Genomic DNA, 17,672 nt, shown 5'->3' with positions numbered 1-17,672 from the left:
CGGGGCGCGGAGTCTCCCGCCCGCTCTGCACCGAATTCGGGGCGGTGGAGGGGGTGGTTCCCGCTCCCGCTGCGGACGCCGCGTTCCCCGGCTGCCAGGCCGCCCGGCGCGGCACGGCGGCGGAGGCGACCACGGCGGGCAGGGAGATTCCCCCGGCGGTCCGGACTTCCGAACCGGTCCGGAGACCGAGGCCGCCGCGGGTCCCCGGGTCTCCATGGCTCCCCGAGCCGGCCCAAGCTGCCCATTCCGCCCGGGCCCCCGGCACACGCACCGCCTCGGCAACCCCCGATCCCGCGGATCCGGTCGCCGCCCCCGCCCCGCCGCCCGGACTCGGCACGGCACCCCACCCCGGCGCCCACGGCGCCAGGCCGCGCCGTCCGGCCACCGGTTCCGCGCCGCCCCCGGGTATCCGGGTCCCGTCGGCCGCGGGAGCCGCCGCCCACGCAAGGTCGCGCCCCGAGACCTCCTCCTCCGCGTAGGGCAACGCCGCCGCGAGGGTGTTGCGCACCGTCCTTGTCCGTCCGGCGCGGCGGCGCCTCCGCCGCCCGGTGACCACGGCCGCGTCGGCAAGCTCCCCGGCCCTCTCTCCCTCGAACGGCAGCACCGCAGCGCCACCCGTCCCGAGGTCGACCGGGCTCACCTCCACGACGAACGGCAGCACAGGGAGGGGCGGGGCATCATCAGTGGTCCGCAGCCGCGGGCGGCCAGGCGCAGCCCGATGGCCGGCGGCGCCACTCGGCTCCGCTGCGGCGCCGCCCGCCTCGACGCCGACCCGATCCACGTCCACGTCCGCGCCCACGCCCACGCCCACGCCCACGACGAACGGCAGCACGGGAGCGGTCGAGGCGTCGAAAGAAGCCTCCGCAGCGGCCCGCGGCCGCGCGCACCCGGTCCCGGTGCGCGCGGCGCCACTCGGCTCCGCGGCGCCGACCCGCCCGGCCCGGCCGGGCCCGTGTGCGGTACCCGGCGCGGCAGCCGCCCGGCCCGGCTCGGAGTCCGGTCCCGAAGCACCGGCCTTTGCCGCCGGGTCAGCGGCCACCACAAACGGCAGCACGCCCGCAGTCACCGTGGCCGCACTCCTTTCGGGCTTCGCGACTTCCTTCCTCTCGGCCGACCCGCTCGCCGGGACCCGCCCCGCGCCGCGCCCATCGGCGGTGCGGGGCCGGCCCGGCAGGGTTGCCGGGGCGGTGGACAGCTCGGCGGCAGGCTTCCGGGCGCCACGCGATTCGCCGTCGGCCACGAGGCCCGGACCGCCGTGCCCCGGGCTCACCGTCAGGCGTACCGGGCTTGCGGTCGTTTCCCCCGCAAACGGCAGCACGGCCGCAGTCACCGCGGCCGTGCTCCCTTCGTCCTCCTCGCACTTCTCGTACTTCTCGACCGGGTCGCCCGCCGGGGCCGGCCCCGTACCGCGCCCATCGGCGGGGCGGGACGGCTCCGGCGGGCTCTCCGGGTCGGCGGATATCCCGGCGGCAGGGCCTTGGGCACCACGCGGTTCGCCCGCGGCCGCGCCGGCGTCCCCCGCCTCTCCGCGGGGCGATCCCGTCGGCTGGGTCGGCAGCATCAGCTGGCCGGCGGTGGTTTCCCGGGTGGTGCTCATGGCCGCCGCCTCAGTCCAGCGTCCGGGCGAGCGTCCACCCGCCGTGGGCGTCGAGGCGCAGGTCGAAGGTGCCGAGCGGGGCGCAGCGGCCGGCCGCCGCCTCGACGCGCCAGACTTCGCGTTCGGTGGCGAACTCGGGGCCGCCGAGCACGGACGTCGGTTCGGGTGCTCCGGCGAGCATCGTGGTGCCGCCGGGCGCGGTCGCCCCGGCGGGTGCGGCGGTGGCGGTGCCGGCCACGGCGGTGCGGGCGACCGTACGGGTCGCGCTCGTCACACCGGTCGCCCTGCCCTGCCACCACTCCTCGTTTTCCATCCAGTGGTCCAGCACTTCGCGCACCACATACAGCCGGTCGTGCCATAGGAAACGGGCGGGCTCGCCGCCGCTCCGCAGCACCTCGACCGGGTCGATGTGACGTCGTGCCATGGCTTCTCCTCCTGTGCGGTGCCCCGGCCGGTGATGCGCTTCCCCTCGCACCTCCGGCCGGGGGCGGTTTCCGCCGCCGAACCCGAGTCGGCCGTCGGGCCGAGCCCCCGATCAACATCGAACTCAAGTTCGAACGATGCAGCCAGTAAACCTCGCGCCCGAGCGACAGTCAATGTCATAAGACGCGAGTCGCCGCATTGCCGCGATCTCCATCTGTTCGAACTCTTTTCGATCATCCACGGAGAGACCGGTGCCCAGGTTCGAACACCGCTCCGCCCCGCTTTTCCGGGCACTTCCACGGTCGCACGCGGCACCGACATCGCCGGATCCCCGCCCGCGCACCCCGCCCCGCGCGGCCGGGTCCCTAAGCTGCGCGCATGGAGATCTGGCTCAACCCGCGCTGTTCGAAATGCCGCACGGCCGCCGCGTTCCTCGACGAGGCGGGCGTCACGTACACGGTCCGCCGTTACCTCGAGGACCCGCCGAAGGCGGACGAGATCCGCGCCGTCCTGGGCCGCCTCGGCCTGGAGCCGTGGGACATCACCCGCACCGCCGAGCCGGCCGCCAAGGACCTCGGCATCTCCGGCTGGGGCCGCACGGACGCGGACCGCGACCGCTGGATCGACGCCCTCGCCGCGAACCCGTCGCTGATCCAGCGCCCGATCATCACCGCCGACGACGGCCACGCGGTGGTCGCCCGCGACGAGGAAACCCTCCGCTCGCTGGTCGACTGACCGCGCTCCGGACCGGACGACAACGCGAAGCGGGCCATGCCTCCCCCGTTGAAGGCATGGCCCGCTTCGATGCCGCCACGCCCCCGTGACAGTGGCGACGGCAGCATCCGAACCGCCGCCCCGTGCCGGCGGTGCGGATGCGGTTTCCGCACGCCCGGCTTCCGCCGGACGCTTCGTGCAGGGCTCCCCGGCCGTCCGCTCCCCCGTAAGCGGCCGTCCGGGGCACCCGGTCCCCGTTCCCCCCACGCATCCCCCGTGGTCCCCCCTGTCGGCGCCGCGCCCTCCCCCCGGAGTCGCGGCCCCGCTCCCCCTGTGTGCTCGCGGCCCTTCGCCCCCCGGCTCCGGACCGCGTTCCCCGTCGAGCACCACTCTGCCGGGACGGAGGGGCGCGGGTATCCGTACAGGTACTCAGATGCCAACCCGAGTACTTGTGCGGAGTGGGCGCGGGCGCGCTGAGTATCCGCACCCTTCGCGCGGGGCGGGTGCGGGACGGAGACGGGCGGCGCAGACCCGCGCACCCGGCGCGCATGCGGCGCGCTCGCCCCCGAATTTTTCCGCCGGCCTCACGCCCCCGAGCTCGGGCGGATCAGCATCGCCGCAGGTCAGAGCCACTTTTCGGGCGCCGGACCAAAGCCCCTCCCCGGCGCCGATGCCCGCCGCCAGAGAATTTCCAGAAAATATCGCGAGACGCACAACCCTTCCGGGGGCCCGCGAGTCAAACACATCGACGACCCACTGGGGGGTGGGCCCGTGCAGCCGTGGGGAGCGGGCACGGGAAGGCGGGGCCCGAGCGCGGGGGGCGCGCTCGGGCCCCGAGCCTTTTTCCGCCGGAGTACCGGCGGTGCACCGAACAGGCATCCGGCACAGGCGGTTTCCCACTGCCCGGGTGCGGCGGCCGGAAACCCGGCAAGGCGGCACTCGATGCTCCGGGGATTTCTGTTACCGGCGGGAACATACCCCGAACGCCTGTCCGGTGGTGAATCGTTCGGCCACCGGTTTTCCACAGCGGATCCGGGAAACCCCGCACGGCGCGGTTGGTCGGCGCCCTAAAATCCCGACAAGGCCGGTTTGGCCGAATAACGGTGCTGGTGACGCAAATTGACCGATCGTGTCGGCAACAGGCCGACCACGGCCCGAAGTCGCCCACCCGTGTTCGGTTCCGCACCGGCCGTCGTCCCCACACGGCGTCAGGAAGGACCTCCGGCCATGGAACCCGTGGACCACACCCCCGACGACCCGCACAACGGCGACCGCTACGCCGAAAGCGCCGGCAACCCCGGCGCCGCCGCCGAACTCCCGCCCAGCACCGGCCGATTCCCCGAAGCGGGCGAACCCGATGTGATCCTCGACGAATCCCTGCTCACCGCCTCGACCTCCACCGACCCGGAAGGAGCGCAGCCGTGAGCAACCCGGACGACATCATCAACGTCGCCGAAGCCGAAGTCGGCTACCACGAAGGCCGCGACGCGGACGGCGACTGGAACAACATCCAGAAGTACAGCGAACAAGTCCCCGGCCTCGGCTGGTCCGACGGCCAACCCTGGTGCGCCACCTTCGTCTCCTGGTGCGCCCTCCAGGCCGGCGCCGCCGAGCTCTTCCCCCGCACCGCCTCCTGCGCCACCGGCCTCCAATGGTTCCGCGACCGCGGCCGCTCCTCCGACTACCCCGCCATCGGCGCCCAGGTCTTCTACGGCCCGGGCGGCGGCTCCCACACCGGAATCGTCTACGCCTACGACAGCAACTACATCTTCAGCGTGGAGGGGAACGCCCAGTCGCTGGACTCGGCCGTCCTGACCCCGCGGGGATTCGTCCGCATGGGCGACATCCGGGTCGGTGACGCGGTCGTCGACCCGGAGGGGCACCCGTCGGTCGTCACCGGGGTGTTCCCGAAGGGCGTGCGCCGGGTCTACCGGGTGACGCTCCAGGACGGGTCGACGGTCGAGGCGTGTGACGAGCACCTGTGGAAGGTGAAGGCCGACGCACGCAAGCCCGCCGTCGTCACCACCCTGGAGCTGGCGCGCATGGTCGCCAATCCGACGATGCGGGTGCGCGTGCCGCAGATCCAGCCGGTCGAGTACCTCGCGGAAGACCTGCTGCCGATCGCGCCGTACCTGCTCGGCCTGCTCATCGGCGAGGGCGGGACGACCAGCGGCGGCCTCCACTTCACCAACACCGATCCGGAGATCCTGGAATCGGTACGCGAGTTGCTGCCCGCGGACCACGCGCTCGTCCCGCATGTCGCGGGCGACAGCGCCCAACCCGGCAACTGGCGGATCACGGGGGCCGGCGGCAAGGCCGGGAACCAGGTCATCGGCGCGCTGCGCGAGCTGGGCCTGTGGGCCAAGACCGCGCACGACAAGTTCATCCCCGGCACCTACAAACTCGCCTCGGCGAAGGGCCGTCTGGAACTGCTCCGCGGGCTCCTGGACGCCGACGGCACCATCGACGCCACCGGCCGCGTCGAGTTCACCAGCTGCTCCCGACAACTGGCGCTCGACGTCCAGGAAGTCGTGCGTTCGCTCGGCGGCCACGCGGCGCTCAACGTCAAGACGAAGGTGTTCTACACCTCGCCGAGCCAGAAGACGCCCAAGGCGGCCTCTCCTGCCTACCGCCTCCAGAACATCAACATGCCGTTCGACAACCCTTTCCGTCTCCCCCGCAAAGCCGACCGGTTCCGGCCCCGCAACGGGGCTTGGCACCGCAGGATCGTCTCGGTCGAGTACCTCCGCGACGACGAGGTGCAGTGCATCGCCGTCTCGGCGCCCTCGCACCTCTACATCACCGACGGGTTCACGCCCACCCACAACACCAACGCCACCGGCTCCGCCGAAGGGGACGGGGTCTACTACAAGAAGCGGTCGCGGCGGGATTCGTATGTGTATGCGTACGGGTATCCGGCGTACTCGGGCGGCATCGTTTCGGCGGACCCCTCGTGGGGTGGGACCGGGAGCGGTGGGGGGCAGCCGCAGGTTGTGGTGGTGTCGTTGGCCCGGGTGCGGGAGGCGGCGCGGAAGGACGCGCCGGCGCCCGGGACGCCGATGGCGTACCGGGACGGCGTGTTGGTCGTGGAGCGCGCGTTGGCGGCCGAAGGGCTGTTGGATTCGCGGTACGTGGACGGGTCGTTCGGGACGAGGACGATCAGTGCATATGCGGCCTGGCAGCGGCGGCTCGGGTACGGCGGGAGTGACGCGGACGGGATCCCGGGGCACGACAGCCTCGCCCGGCTGGGCTCGGCGCACGGGTTCCGGGTAGGCGCCTGATCACCGCCGCCTGACGAAACGCCGCGCCCCTGCCGTCGGAGGCGGGGCGGCTGCGGGATCATCCCTGCATGCCGTCTCGTCTCCGCCGGTCCGCCGCCCGTGTCGCCGCGGGGTTGTTGCTCGTGGTCCCGGCCGTGGGCTGTACGTCGTCGTCCGGGCAGGAGAGCAACAGCGGGGCGATCGACCGGCCGGCGCCTACGGTGCCGGACGTCGGCTCGGCCGGGGTCGGCGACCCGTTGTTCCCGTCGCTGGGCAACGGCGGCTATCACGTGGAGCATTACGGGCTGACGTTCGACTGGGTGCCGGACGGCAACCGCCTCGCCGCCACGGCGGTGCTGACGGCGAAGTCCACGCAGCGGCTGACCGCGTTCAACCTCGACCTGCACGGTCTGGACGTGCAGGCGGTCACCGTCGACGGCGGTCCTGCCCGTTACACCCGCAAGGGTGACGAGCTGACGGTCACTCCCGCGGTGGAAATCGCGGACGGCCGTGCGTTCACCACGACGGTCGTCTACGACGGCGTTCCGGACACCATCGTCGACCCCGACGGTTCGCACGAAGGCTGGATGACGACGCACGACGGCGCCGTCGCGCTGGGCGAACCGGCGGGCGGGCCGGGCTGGTTCCCGGGGAACCACACGCCGGCCGACAAGGCGGCGTACGACATCACCGTCACCGTCCCGGACGGCCTGGTGGCGGTGTCGAACGGGCGCCTGGTGGAGAAGACTGCCGCGCCGGAGGGCAGGACGGCGTTCCATTGGCGGGCCGACGAGCCGATGGCGAGCTATCTGGCGATGCTCGCGATCGGGCATTTCGACGTGTCGGAGGGGACGATCGCCGGCGTCCCGTCGTACATCGCGGTCGATCCGCGGGTCGCGTCGCCGGAGACCGAGGCGGTGCCGGAGATCCTCGGCAACATGATCCCCTGGGCGAGCGACCGGTTCGGCCCCTACCCGTTCGGGGCGACGGGTGCGGTCGTCGTCGACATGCCGGACCTCGAGTACTCGCTGGAGACGCAGACCCGGCCGTTCTTCGACGGGTCGCCCGGCGGCGAGACGGTGATCCACGAGATGGCGCACGAGTGGTTCGGCGACCTGGTGACGCCCAAGACGTGGCAGGACATGTGGCTCAACGAGGGCTTCGCCACCTACGCCGAGTGGCTGTGGGCGGAGGACCACGGCGGCCCGACGGCCGCCGAGGCCGCGGCGCAGACCTACGCCGAGTCCCCCGCCGAAGGCCAGGGCATGTGGGCGTTCCCGCCCGCCGACCCGGGCTCGCCGGAGAACGTGTCGCGGGCGCCGATGTACCAGCGGGGCGCGCTCGCCTTGCAGAAGGTCCGCGCGGCGGTCGGCGACGAGGTCTTCTTCACGGTCCTGCGCACCTGGCTGAGCGAGCACCGCTACGGCACGGTCACCACGGCCGACTTCACCGCCCTGTGCACGCGGCTGAGCGGGCAGGACCTGGGTCCGACGGTGTTCGAACCGTGGCTGTTCGAGGACGGCAAGCCCGACTGGTGAGCCGGACCGGTCGGGAGCGTGCGCCCGGCCCGACCGGGAGCCGCACCCGGCCGGCGGGCCCACGGGCTCAGCGGGTGAGCCACGGCCCCGGCCGCTCCGCGCGGTGGCGTACGCTCGGGCGACGTGGCTCGAATCGTTGTCGTCGGTGCAGGTATGGGCGGGCTCGCGGTGGCGGCGCGCCTCGCGGTGAAGCGTCACGAGGTGACGTTGTGCGAGCGTTCGGGCGGCCACGGCGGCATGCTCGGGTCGTTCCGCCGCGGCGGGTTCGCCTTCACGAGTGGTGCCACGGTCCTCACGCTGCCCGCGGTGTACCGGGACTTGTTCCTGAAGACCGGGGCGGCGTTGGAGGAGTGCGTCGACCTGGTCGGTGTGGATCCGACGACGCGGTGCTCGTTCGACCGCGGCGCCACGGTCGTGGATGTGCCGAACGCGACGCGGGCGGGCGCCGCGGCGGCGTTCGACGGCGCGTTCGGCTCGGGTGCGGGTGCGGACTGGAACCGGTTCATGGACCGCGGTGCGGCGATGTGGGGCGTGATGCGCACCGGGTTCTTCGAGGTGCCGTCGGAGCCTGCGAAGCCGCGGCGGGCGACGGGCGGGTTCAAGGACTTCCGGACCACGATGCCGTGGCGGACGCTGCGGCCGCTGGCCCGCTCGTACCTGCGGGACCCGCGGCTGCGGATGCATGCGGAACGGTTCGCGCTGGGTGCGGGGCTGGACCCGCGGCAGGCGCCCGCGACGGTCGCGGTGCTCCCCTATCTCGAACAGACCTTCGGGTTGTGGACGGTACGCGGCGGCCTGCATCTGATCGCGGATGCCCTGTTCGAACGCTGCCTCGAACGCGGCGTGAAGTTCCTGGCGCACACCGAGGTCGCCGAAGTGTCGGCGCCCGGCGGCACGGTGGACGGCGTGGTCCTCGCGGACGGGTCGCGGATCGACGCGGACGCCGTGGTCGCGGACGGCTGCGGCGACGCGCTTGCGGTCGGCGGTGCGGCCGCGCCGCGGGCGAAGAGCGGCACGGAGCGGGCGTCCGGGTACGCCGAGCTGCACCTGGCGTTGCGTGGGCGGACGCCGGAACAGCCGTACCGCACCTATCTGTTTCCGGACGATCCGGCGGCCGAGGCGGAGGCGCTGTTCGGTGCCGACGGCCGCCCGCCCGCGGATCCGACGCTGTGCGTCACCGCCCCGGGCGACGACGGCAGTGCGCCGGAGGGCGACGAGGCGTGGACGGTGCACGTCCGGGTCCCGCCGCACGGTAGCGGCGGCGAGCGCGGCACGGTGGATTGGGACGCGCCGGGCGTGCGGGAGCAGTACGCCGAGACGGTCGTCGACGCGCTGGCCCGCCGCGGACTGCCGGTGGCCGACCGGCTGCGCTGGTCCGAACTCCGCACGCCTGCCGACGTGGAGCGCGCGACGGGCGCGCCGGGCGGGAGGGTGGCGGCGTCCCCGGTGTCCGGCGGACGGCCCAACCGTTCGAAGACGGCCGGGTTGTACGAGGTCGGCGCGGGCGCGCACCCGGGCGGCGGGCTGATCGGGGTGGGGATGGGTGCGGCGCTGGTGGCGGAGTTGATCGGGCGGTAGTTCGCCTCGCCGCGGCGGTGGAGCGGTGGATCCGGGTCAGGCCGGGGGCGCCGTCGGCGGGTAGTCGGGGACCGGGGGGAGTCCCGGGGGCGGCGGATACGCGGGCGGGTACGCCGGGGCGGCCGGGTCGGGGACGGCGTAACCGCCGGTGCCCGGAACGGGGTAGCCGCCGGTCGCCGGGTCGACGGGGAAGCCGGGGGCCTGCGCGGGATAGCCGCCGGTTGCGGGGACGATGTAGGTGCCCTCGGGGGTGGTGTAGCCGCCGGTGTCCTGGACTGCGTAGCCGCCGGTGTCCTGGGCCGCGTAGCCGCCGGTGTCCGGAACGGCGTATCCGCCGGTCGCGGGGACGGCGTAACCGCCGGTGTCGTGGGCCGGGTAGCCGGGGAGTTGGCCGGTGGCGTAGGCGTTGGTGTCGTAGCCGGGGTTGTAGTCCGGGGCGGCCGGGTCGGTGCCGTAGGCCGGGGCGGCGGCGTAGCCGGGGGCGAACTCGGGAGCCTGGTCGGCATAACCGGGGAAGGCGCCGGCCGTGGTGGGGTCGCCGTAGGCGGGGGCGTAGTCCGTGCCGTAGGCAGCGGGCGAGTTGGCGTAGTCGTCCTGGCCGTAGTTGGGCAGGTAGACACCTTCGAACGCGCCCTCGAACTGGGCGTCGAACCCCTTGTCGAAGCCGACTTGGCCGAGCGCGTGTGCGCCGGTGTCGGGCCCGCCGTCCGCGGGGTGCTTGGCGAACGCGTCGACTGGGGCCATGCCGTCGACGAACGTCTCGGCCTCGGTCGCGCCGGCGGCGGCTCCGGTGGCCGCTGCGGCCGGGGCGGCCTGGGTCTCCGGACGGCGGCGGCCGCGGCGCGGCGCCGGCTTGCGCCCGAATCCGACCGTCCAGCCGATCGGCCGGCCCTTGCGCACGTGGCGTGTGACCAGGAACTGCCCGGCCAGGAAGCACACTCCGCCGCCTCCGGCGATGATGCCGTTGCCGAGCGCGACACCCGCCACGACCCCGCCGAAACCGAGCAGGGCGAGCACGCGGTACCGGAACGGCGCTCCCTGCTGCCACAGTGCTTCGCTGACCAACCACAGGCCGACCGGGACGAAGAGGACGTACAGCACGAGCATGCCCATCTGCACCGGCTCGCCCTTCAGTCGAACGGATGACGGTGCTTCACCCTAATTCGTTGTGCGCGTTTCCGGGAACCGCCCTCGGGGCAGGCAACGCAACGGCCCCCGCGCAGCCTGCTCTGCGGGTATCCCGCGCTGTCGGATGCCGGGCAAGGCCGGCAAGGAGGCACCGTGGCGGAGTCGCTCGACGGATGGGTGATGGCGGACAATCTCCGCCCGTTCCTGGAACTGCTCTCGCGGTATGCCGAGTACGCCTTCGACGACACCGATTGGGACACCGTCGCGCTGGGGCTCGAGCACACCGACGACGACGATCCCGGCGGGTGGTACGCGTATCCGCTCGCGGGCGCCCGTGCCCGGTTGGACGTCGACGTGGCGGTCGCCGTCGGCGCGGACGTCGTGTCGGTGCGCGTCACGGGGCTTGTCGAGCGCGAACTGCGGCTGCGGGCCGCAACGTTGCTGGACGCGTACGGACGGAGCCGCCGTGGCGCCCCCGTCCCGCCCCGTCCGGCCGGTGTCAGTCCCGCGGGCGCTCGTGGAGGCCCAGGTTCCGGTAGATCTCCAGCGTCGCGGTCGACCGGTTCAGGGTGATGAAGTGCAGGCCGGGGGCGCCTTCGGCGAGGAGGCGTTCGCTCATCGCCGTGCCGTACTCGATGCCGACCGCCTGGACGGCGGCGGGGTCGTCGGCGACGGCGCGGACGCGGTCGGCCAGCTCCCCCGGGAAATCGGCGTTGCTGAGCTGGGCGAAGCGTTCGATCTGGCCGACGTTCGTGACCGGCATGATCTCCGGGATGATCGGCACGTCGCAGCCCGCCGCCGCGACGCGGTCGCGCAGCCGCAGGTAGTCGTCGACGTGGAAGAACATCTGGGTGATGGCGTAGTCCGCGCCCGACTGGCACTTGCGGACGAAGTGCCGGATGTCGTCGTCCCAGTTGGTCGAGCGCGGGTGCATCTCGGGGAACGCCGCGACGCCCACGCAGAAGTCGCCGGACTCCTTGAGCAGCCGGACCAGTTCCTCCGCGTAGGTGAACCCCTGCGGGTGCGCCACCCACTCGCCCTGCGGGTTGCCCGGGGGGTCGCCGCGCAGCGCCAGCACGTTGTGGACGCCCGCGTCGGCGTACTGCCCGATGATGTTGCGCAGCTCGGCGAGGGAGTGTCCGACGGCGGTGAAGTGGCCGACCGGGGTCAGTGTCGTCTCGGTGGCGATGCGCTCGGTGATGTTGACCGTGCGGTCGCGGTTCGACCCGCCCGCGCCGTATGTCACCGACACGAACGACGGGCCGAGCGCCTCGACCCGGCGCAGTGCGTCCCACAGGTGCCGCTCGCCGACGTCGGTCTTCGGCGGAAAGAATTCGAACGAAAACGTCTGCTTGCCGCTCGCGAGCAGATCGCGGATGGCGGGCGCGCGACCGTTGCGGGGCGAGGCGACTTCGACGGACATAAGCCGAGGTTAGCCGCCGGAGGCCGGGCTGAGGAGCCGCTGTCCGGGTCGCGAGACGGTGTCGGGGGCCGGTCGGGGCCGGGCCTGGGACCGGGTCCGAGCAGGTCAGGCCTGTGCCGGGGCGGAACGGCCCGCGGGAATGGCCCGCCACCGCCCTCTCCGCGCGCGCATACGCGTGTACCGCCGTCTGTCGCAGCCCCACTGCCCGGTTAGGCTGCTTGGGCCCGACTCTGATCCGGTCTGATCTGGAAGACGACCCCCCGTGACTCGCTCGCAGCATCCGATACCCGGCGCAGTGCACCCGCTCGACCGGGACGGCCTGCGTGGCCGGGTCAACGACGCCTTGGCGGCGTTCATGGACCGGCAGTCGGCGGTGCTCGCCGACGTCGGCGAGGGGATGGCGCCGGTCGCGGAGGCACTGCGGGATTTCCTGGTGGACGGCGGCAAGCGGCTGCGCCCCGGCTTCTGCTACTGGGGCTGGCGCGGCGCGGGCGGCGTGGACGCGGGGCCGGCGGGCGACGCCGCGGTTCGGGCGGCGACGTCGCTGGAGTTGCTGCAGGCCAGCGCGCTGATCCACGACGACCTGATGGACAGCAGCGATACACGCCGTGGCAAGCCTGCCGTGCACCGGCGGTTCGAGGCGCTGCACCGGGCGTCGGGGTGGTGCAGCAACGCGGCGGGCTTCGGCGAGGCGGCCGCGGTGCTGCTGGGCGACCTGTGCCTGTCGTGGTCGGACGAGATGTTCTCCGGCAGCGGGGTGGATCCGGCCGCGCTGGCCGCCGCGAAGCCGCTGTTCGACGTGATGCGGACCGAGGTGATGGCCGGGCAGTACCTGGACGTCCTCGAGCAGGCCATGGGCGGCGGTTCGGTGGAGCGGTCGCGGCGGGTGATCCGGTTCAAGTCGGCGAAGTACACGATCGAGCGGCCGCTGCACGTCGGCGCGGCGCTGGCGGGGGCGGGGCCGGAGCTGCTGGTGGCGTACTCGGCGTACGGGCTGCCGCTCGGCGAGGCGTTCCAGCTGCGCGACGACGTCCTCGGGGTGTTCGGCGACCCGGCCGAGACCGGCAAGCCGGCGGGCGACGACCTGCGTGAAGGCAAGCGCACGGTGCTGCTCGCGTTGGCCGCCGAGCGCGGCACGGCGGCGCAGCGCCGGATCGTCGACGAGCTGCTCGGCGACCCGGCGCTGGACGATGCCGGGGTCAAGGACCTCCAGGGCGTCATCGCCGGTACCGGCGCACTGGCCGAGGTCGAGGCGATGATCGGCACGCTTACCGAGCGGGCGCTGGCGGCCCTCGACAGCGCGGCGGTCACGGCCGATGCGCGGACGGTGCTGCACGAGTTGGCGGAGGCGGCGACGGTTCGGCGGGTGTGAGCCGACCGGGCGCGACCCGCACGACCGTGGTGGACGAGGCGGCTGTGTCTGCTGTGTCTGCCACGATCTGCCGCGTGCCGTCCGCGGATCCGCGGAGGATCACGGTGTGACCGGCGGTCCGGCTGCGGACGGTCCAGGTGGAGCAGCCGTTGCGGTCCTCGGCCTCGGTCGGCGCCGCGGGCCGGGTCGGCGGAACCGGCGGCACGCTCGGCCCGGGCTTCTCCGCCGCCGCGCCGTGTCCCGGCGCCGACCGGTTCGGACTGCCCGCGCCGGCCTTGGCCCCCGACGGATCGTTACTGCCCTTTCGCGACGGCGACCCCGTATCCGGCACGGGTGCCGGGGACGCCGCCGTTGCGGTCCTGCCGGGTGGGTTCGCCCGATCGTCGCCGCCGGACCCGCCTCCCGTGTTCCGTCCGCCCGTGGTGCCTGTCGGCTGCCCGGATCCGGTGGGCTCCGCCGCCGCGGCTCCGCCGTCGCGGCCCCGGTCGCCGGCGTCCGGCCCCGCTCCCGGAGCGGTCGTCGGCGCACCGCCGTCCCCCGGCACGGGAGCGCTCGCCTCGGCGCCGGCCGTCGGCGCCGCCATCCGGACCGGCTCGGCGGGTTCCGCGGCCGCTGTCCGCAGCATCTCCGGCGGGAAGCGGCCGATCAGGAAGATCACCCCGAGGCAGATCCCCAGCGCGATCAGCGGTGCCATCAGCCCGCCGCGTTCGCCCTCGCCCCGAGCCCCGCTCGCCCTCGCGTCCATACCCGTGCCCCCGCCCGATTCCGGAATCCGCTCCTGTGTCCCCGCACCGGCCCCAAGGCCGTCCCTGGGCGGCGGAACGATCGGTCTCGGTGGTAAGGCACCCGGCGCGTCGTCGGCCGCGCCGTCTTCTTCCGCGGTCGGCCCGGTCGCGGGGGCCTCGCCGAGCGGGACGGCCACCAGGCGCGGGGACGGGACGACGGTGTCGCCGAGGCGGGACGGCGAGGTCGACGCGAGCAGGATGCTGTCGTACGCCGAACCCGCCCGGCGTCGGTCAGTCGAGCTGTTCATGCGCGAAGTCTGGCCACTTCGGAAGCGTGATCACAGGGGTATCGCGCATGCCGCGCGACCATTCACCCTCGGGTCCACCCGGATGGCGCACGTTTTCTGTCGTTTGCCGCTCGATTGCCGCACGCTTCGGGTTCGGTTGGCTGTCGGTTGCGGAGCCGAACGGGATCACCGACGGCGCCGGAGGATCCTCCGGCCTGGTCACCACCGCACCAGCACCACCATCGGCGTGCGCGTCCCGGCCCAGTACTCGGCCGCGTCGCGCAGCAGCTCCCGGATGCGGTCCCAGTCGTCCGTGTTGCGGTCGGCAAAGGTGCGCCACCGGTCGACGACGATCACGCGCCGTGCGGGTTCGGGCAGGAGTGTGTCGTCGGTGAGGCAGTCCCACAGGGCGTCCCAGTTGCGGCCGAAATACGCGGGTAGCGACAGTCCGGCGGCGAACGCGTCCATCGCCCCGGCTTTGTCCCGCGCGTCGCGTAGGTCGACGACGGTGCTCGACCACCCGTGGGTGCGGGCCGATGCGGTGAGGACGTCGACCGGGGCGGCGTCGTGGACGTCGGCGAGGTCCGGGGGCAGGAGTCCGGACGTCCATGCGGTCGCGTTGCGCAGCTCGTGCCACGCGTTGACGTCGCGCCAGGGGCTCACGGCACGATCACCCGGAACGTGGCGTAGTGGTCGGACGTGTAGTAGCGCTCCCCCGCGTTCCCGGCGATGATCCGCCGGGCGCCGCGGTCGTCCGAGCCGGGGGTGTCGACGGTGTATTCGCGGTAGTAGCCGCTCTTCTCCTTCGGCAGGCGCCCTTCGCGATTGCCGAAGACCGTGCCGTCCTTGGTGTAGGGGAACGGCCCGCCGGCATCGATCCGCTGCAGCGTGGTCCGGGCTTCGGGCGGCAGTTGGGCCGCCGCCACGGTGGCCATGCCCGGCGGCACGGACACCGGACGCGACGTGCTCGGCCCGAACGGGCTCGGTGAATGCGTCGCGTCCCGCGGCGCGGTATTCGGCGCGGCCGCCGACGCCGGCGTCCCGCTCGCCGCCCCGGGGTTCTTGGCCTCGCTGCCGCCCCGGGTGAGCCCGACGACCAGCGCGATCGCCGCCACCACCGCGAGCAGCGCGGCGGCGAGGACCATGCGGGGCTTGCCCGACATTCGTGACATCCCGTTCATGACGGGGATGGTGGCACGCACCGGGGCTGCGGGGGTGGATGGGACACGCGGGGAGAAGCGCGGTGTGGGGGCGGGCCGGGCGTCGGTGCCGCCCGGCCGCCCTCGCGCCGTCGCCTACTCCCCCGCCAACCGCCGCACGAACTCCCGGGTCGCGGCTCCCGGGTCCTCGGCCTCGGTGATCGCGCGGACCACGACGACCCGGCGGGCCCCCGCGGCGAGGACCTCGTCGAGGTTGCCCAGGTCGATGCCGCCGATGGCGAACCACGGCCGGGCGGGCCGGAGCGACGCCGTGTAGCGGACCAGGTCCAGGCCCGGTGCCGGGCGGCCCGGTTTGGTCGGGGTCGGCCAGACCGGGCCGGTGCAGAAGTAGTCGACACCGGGCTCGGCGAGCGCGGCGTCGACCTCGGCTTCGGCGTGCGTGGACCGCCCGATGACCACCTCGTCGCCGAGGATCGCGCGGGCGTGCGGCACGGGCAGGTCGTCCTGCCCGAGGTGGAGGACGTCGGAGCCCGCCGCGTGCGCGACGTCCGCGCGGTCGTTGACGGCAAGGAGCCGGCCGTGCCGCCGCGCGGCGTCCGCGAAGACTTCCAGGTGGGCCAGTTCCTGTTTGGCCTCCAGGCCGGTCTTCTGCCGCAGCTGGACGATGTCCACGCCCGCGGCCAGCACGGCGTCCAGGAACTCGGGCAGGTCGCCCTGCTTCTCCCGGGCGTCCGTGCACAGGTACAGGCGGGCCGCGTCGAGGCGGCCGCGGATGTCCGTCATACCGCGAGGGCCTGGGCGCGGCGGCGTACCTCGGTCTTGCGGTTGCCGCGGAGCGCGTCGATGGGGGTGCCGGGCAGCGACTCGTCCGGCGTGAAGAGCCATTCGAGGATCTCGCGGTCGGAGAAGCCCGCGTCCTCCAGCACCGTGAAGGTCCCGGTGAGGCCCTTGACGGTGGCGTTGTTCTGGATGAACGCGGCGGGCACCTGGAGGCTGTTGTTCTCCCCGCGGCGGACGGCGAGGATCTGCCGGTCCTTGAGGAGCTGCCGGATCCGGGTCACCTCGACGCCGAAGATCTCGGCGAGGTCCGGGAGGGTCAGCCAGTCGGCGATGAGTTTTTCGATGGTCGTGTCGGTCTCGCTCACGGCTCCAGAATAGGGCCCTGCGACGTAGGGGAATCCCGTGCTTTCCGACGGGATCCCCGCGCGTCGCGGCGGCTCAGGCCGTGCCGTCGGCCCGCTGGACGTCCTTGAGCGCGGTGCCGATGTCGGCGAACTTGGCCTTGTCGACCGCGGCGCCGGTCTGCACGAGCTTGCGGCCCTGGGCCAGGTCGCGCGGCCGGGCGACGGTGATGAGCGCGACGAGGGTGTCGCCGGCGAACCAGCCGGCGCTCCATTTGCCGTCCTCGCCGGGGCCGCGGACCACGAGTTCGTCGTCGGGGCCGTGGTGGCCGACGTACTGGATCATGCGGCCGAACTGGTCGGACCAGAAGTACGGCACCGGGTCGTACGCCGCGTCGCCGCCGGCCAGGTTCGCGGCGACGGTGCGGGGCCCGTGCAGGGCGTTGTCCCAGTGCTCGACGCGCAGGCGGGCGCCGTAGCGGGCGGACGGGAAGACGACGCAGTCGCCGACCGCGTACACGTCGGGGTGCGACGTGCGCAGGTGGTCGTCGACGAGGACGGCGCCGCGCGGGTCGAGGTCCAGGCCGGAGCCGGCGAGCCACCCGGTGTCGGGGCGGACGCCGATGCCGACCACGACGGCGTCGGCGGGCAGCCGGGTGCCGTCGGCGAGGTGGACCGCGCCGGGTTCGAGGCGGTCGACGCGGGCGTTGAGGAGGAGTTCGACGCCGGCCTCGGCGTACCACGGGACGAAGCGCGTGCCGATGTCGTCGGGGAAGGCACCCGCGAGCGGCGCGTGCAGTGCCTCGACGACGGTGGTGCGGCAGCCGAGCGCGGCCGCGGACGTGGCGACTTCGGCACCGATCCAGCCCGCGCCGACGACCACGACGTGCGCGCCGGGGGTGAGGGCGGCGCGGAGGCGGCGCGCGTCGTCGAGGGTGCGCAGGGTGTGGACGCCGTCGACGTCGGCCGCGCCGGGCAGGTTGACGACCTGCGAACCGGTCGCGATCACGAGCCGGTCGTAGGCGAGCGGGCCCGCGTCGGTGTCGACCTCGCGGTCGGCCGGGCGGAGCCCCGTGGCGGCGCGGCCCAGGAGCAGCTCGACGCCCAGGACGTCCCAGTCCGCTTCGAAGGTGGAGTCGTCGGTCTTGCCGCCGAGGACCTCCTTGGACAGGGGCGGGCGGTCGTACGGCTTGTGCGGCTCGGCCCCAAGCAGGGTGATCCGGCCGGTGTAGCCCTGTTCGCGCAACCCCACGACAGTCTGCAGGCCGGCCATGCCGGCACCCACGACAAGCACGTTCTCCATGCGGGGAACCTTAGGGGTCGACACGTGTACGCCCGACGACGAA

The 17,672-nt window shown here is 73.6% G+C and carries 17 protein-coding genes; 7 read left to right on the top strand and 10 right to left on the bottom strand.

All coding sequences use genetic code 11. The features are described 5' to 3' along the window. Positions 1-1,607: 1,607 nt before the first annotated feature. The gene (locus tag ACPA54_RS19445; protein ID WP_423531453.1) at positions 1,608-2,021 is read right to left on the bottom strand and encodes a DUF6504 family protein; all 414 of its coding nucleotides are present in this window, start codon (positions 2,019-2,021) and stop codon (positions 1,608-1,610) included. Between the two features lie 377 nt (positions 2,022-2,398). On the opposite strand from ACPA54_RS19445, the gene ACPA54_RS19440 reads away from it, so the two are divergent. From ACPA54_RS19440 to ACPA54_RS19420, 5 genes are all read left to right on the top strand, one after another. After that, positions 2,399-2,755, top strand: coding sequence for an arsenate reductase family protein (locus ACPA54_RS19440; protein WP_345674523.1), 357 nt, complete (start codon positions 2,399-2,401; stop codon positions 2,753-2,755). A gap of 1,206 nt (positions 2,756-3,961) precedes the next feature. Continuing rightward, the gene (locus ACPA54_RS19435) at positions 3,962-4,159 is read left to right on the top strand and encodes a hypothetical protein (RefSeq protein ID WP_345674524.1); all 198 of its coding nucleotides are present in this window, start codon (positions 3,962-3,964) and stop codon (positions 4,157-4,159) included. Beyond that, positions 4,156-6,015, top strand: a complete 1,860-nt coding sequence (locus ACPA54_RS19430) for an LAGLIDADG family homing endonuclease (protein ID WP_423531450.1) — start codon at positions 4,156-4,158, stop codon at positions 6,013-6,015. The genes ACPA54_RS19435 and ACPA54_RS19430 overlap by 4 nt, the downstream gene beginning before the upstream one ends. A gap of 68 nt (positions 6,016-6,083) precedes the next feature. Next, positions 6,084-7,532 carry a M1 family metallopeptidase gene (locus ACPA54_RS19425; protein WP_423531448.1) on the top strand — a complete coding sequence of 483 codons (1,449 nt, stop codon included), beginning with the start codon at positions 6,084-6,086 and terminating at the stop codon, positions 7,530-7,532. A gap of 123 nt (positions 7,533-7,655) precedes the next feature. Further along, positions 7,656-9,110: a phytoene desaturase family protein gene (locus tag ACPA54_RS19420; RefSeq protein ID WP_423531446.1), complete on the top strand. Its 1,455-nt coding sequence runs from the start codon at positions 7,656-7,658 to the stop codon at positions 9,108-9,110. A 36-nt stretch (positions 9,111-9,146) separates the two neighbouring features. On the opposite strand, the gene ACPA54_RS19415 is transcribed toward ACPA54_RS19420, so the two are convergent. Then, complete coding sequence (locus ACPA54_RS19415) at positions 9,147-10,229, bottom strand: hypothetical protein (protein ID WP_423531444.1); 1,083 nt, start codon at positions 10,227-10,229, stop codon at positions 9,147-9,149. A 162-nt stretch (positions 10,230-10,391) separates the two neighbouring features. On the opposite strand from ACPA54_RS19415, the gene ACPA54_RS19410 reads away from it, so the two are divergent. Further along, on the top strand, positions 10,392-10,811 hold the full coding sequence (locus tag ACPA54_RS19410) for a hypothetical protein (RefSeq protein ID WP_423531442.1): 420 nt from the start codon (positions 10,392-10,394) through the stop codon (positions 10,809-10,811). Here ACPA54_RS19410 and metF read toward each other — a convergent pair. After that, entirely contained in the window at positions 10,738-11,661 is a 924-nt protein-coding gene (gene metF / locus ACPA54_RS19405) for a methylenetetrahydrofolate reductase [NAD(P)H] (protein WP_423531440.1), read from the bottom strand. The genes ACPA54_RS19410 and metF overlap by 74 nt on opposite strands. Positions 11,662-11,923: 262 nt before the next feature. On the opposite strand from metF, the gene ACPA54_RS19400 reads away from it, so the two are divergent. After that, the gene (locus ACPA54_RS19400; protein WP_345674531.1) at positions 11,924-13,033 is read left to right on the top strand and encodes a polyprenyl synthetase family protein; all 1,110 of its coding nucleotides are present in this window, start codon (positions 11,924-11,926) and stop codon (positions 13,031-13,033) included. Here the strand turns inward: ACPA54_RS19400 and ACPA54_RS19395 are convergent. The 7 genes from ACPA54_RS19395 to ACPA54_RS19365 form a co-directional block, all read right to left on the bottom strand. Further along, the gene (locus ACPA54_RS19395; protein WP_423531438.1) at positions 12,969-14,066 is read right to left on the bottom strand and encodes a hypothetical protein; all 1,098 of its coding nucleotides are present in this window, start codon (positions 14,064-14,066) and stop codon (positions 12,969-12,971) included. The genes ACPA54_RS19400 and ACPA54_RS19395 overlap by 65 nt on opposite strands. Next, positions 14,050-14,268 carry a hypothetical protein gene (locus ACPA54_RS19390; protein ID WP_423531436.1) on the bottom strand — a complete coding sequence of 73 codons (219 nt, stop codon included), beginning with the start codon at positions 14,266-14,268 and terminating at the stop codon, positions 14,050-14,052. Before ACPA54_RS19390 ends, ACPA54_RS19395 begins: the two co-directional genes overlap by 17 nt. Continuing rightward, the gene (locus ACPA54_RS19385; protein ID WP_423531435.1) at positions 14,265-14,708 is read right to left on the bottom strand and encodes a barstar family protein; all 444 of its coding nucleotides are present in this window, start codon (positions 14,706-14,708) and stop codon (positions 14,265-14,267) included. The genes ACPA54_RS19390 and ACPA54_RS19385 overlap by 4 nt, the downstream gene beginning before the upstream one ends. Then, positions 14,705-15,226: a guanyl-specific ribonuclease gene (locus tag ACPA54_RS19380; RefSeq protein WP_423531433.1), complete on the bottom strand. Its 522-nt coding sequence runs from the start codon at positions 15,224-15,226 to the stop codon at positions 14,705-14,707. The genes ACPA54_RS19385 and ACPA54_RS19380 overlap by 4 nt, the downstream gene beginning before the upstream one ends. A gap of 114 nt (positions 15,227-15,340) precedes the next feature. Continuing rightward, a complete protein-coding gene (thiE, locus tag ACPA54_RS19375; protein WP_423531431.1) occupies positions 15,341-15,988 on the bottom strand; it encodes a thiamine phosphate synthase in 648 nt (215 codons plus the stop codon). Further along, complete coding sequence (locus ACPA54_RS19370; RefSeq protein ID WP_345674536.1) at positions 15,985-16,350, bottom strand: Rv2175c family DNA-binding protein; 366 nt, start codon at positions 16,348-16,350, stop codon at positions 15,985-15,987. The genes thiE and ACPA54_RS19370 overlap by 4 nt, the downstream gene beginning before the upstream one ends. 73 nt (positions 16,351-16,423) lie before the next feature. After that, positions 16,424-17,629: an NAD(P)/FAD-dependent oxidoreductase gene (locus ACPA54_RS19365; RefSeq protein ID WP_423531430.1), complete on the bottom strand. Its 1,206-nt coding sequence runs from the start codon at positions 17,627-17,629 to the stop codon at positions 16,424-16,426. Between the last annotated feature and the right edge of the window lie 43 nt (positions 17,630-17,672).

The organism is Uniformispora flossi, from assembly GCF_049534875.1.
Taxonomy (GTDB): domain Bacteria; phylum Actinomycetota; class Actinomycetes; order Streptomycetales; family Streptomycetaceae; genus Yinghuangia; species Yinghuangia aomiensis.
The sequence above is the reverse complement of the archived record's forward strand: the minus strand, read 5'-3'. Positions and strand labels throughout refer to the sequence as shown.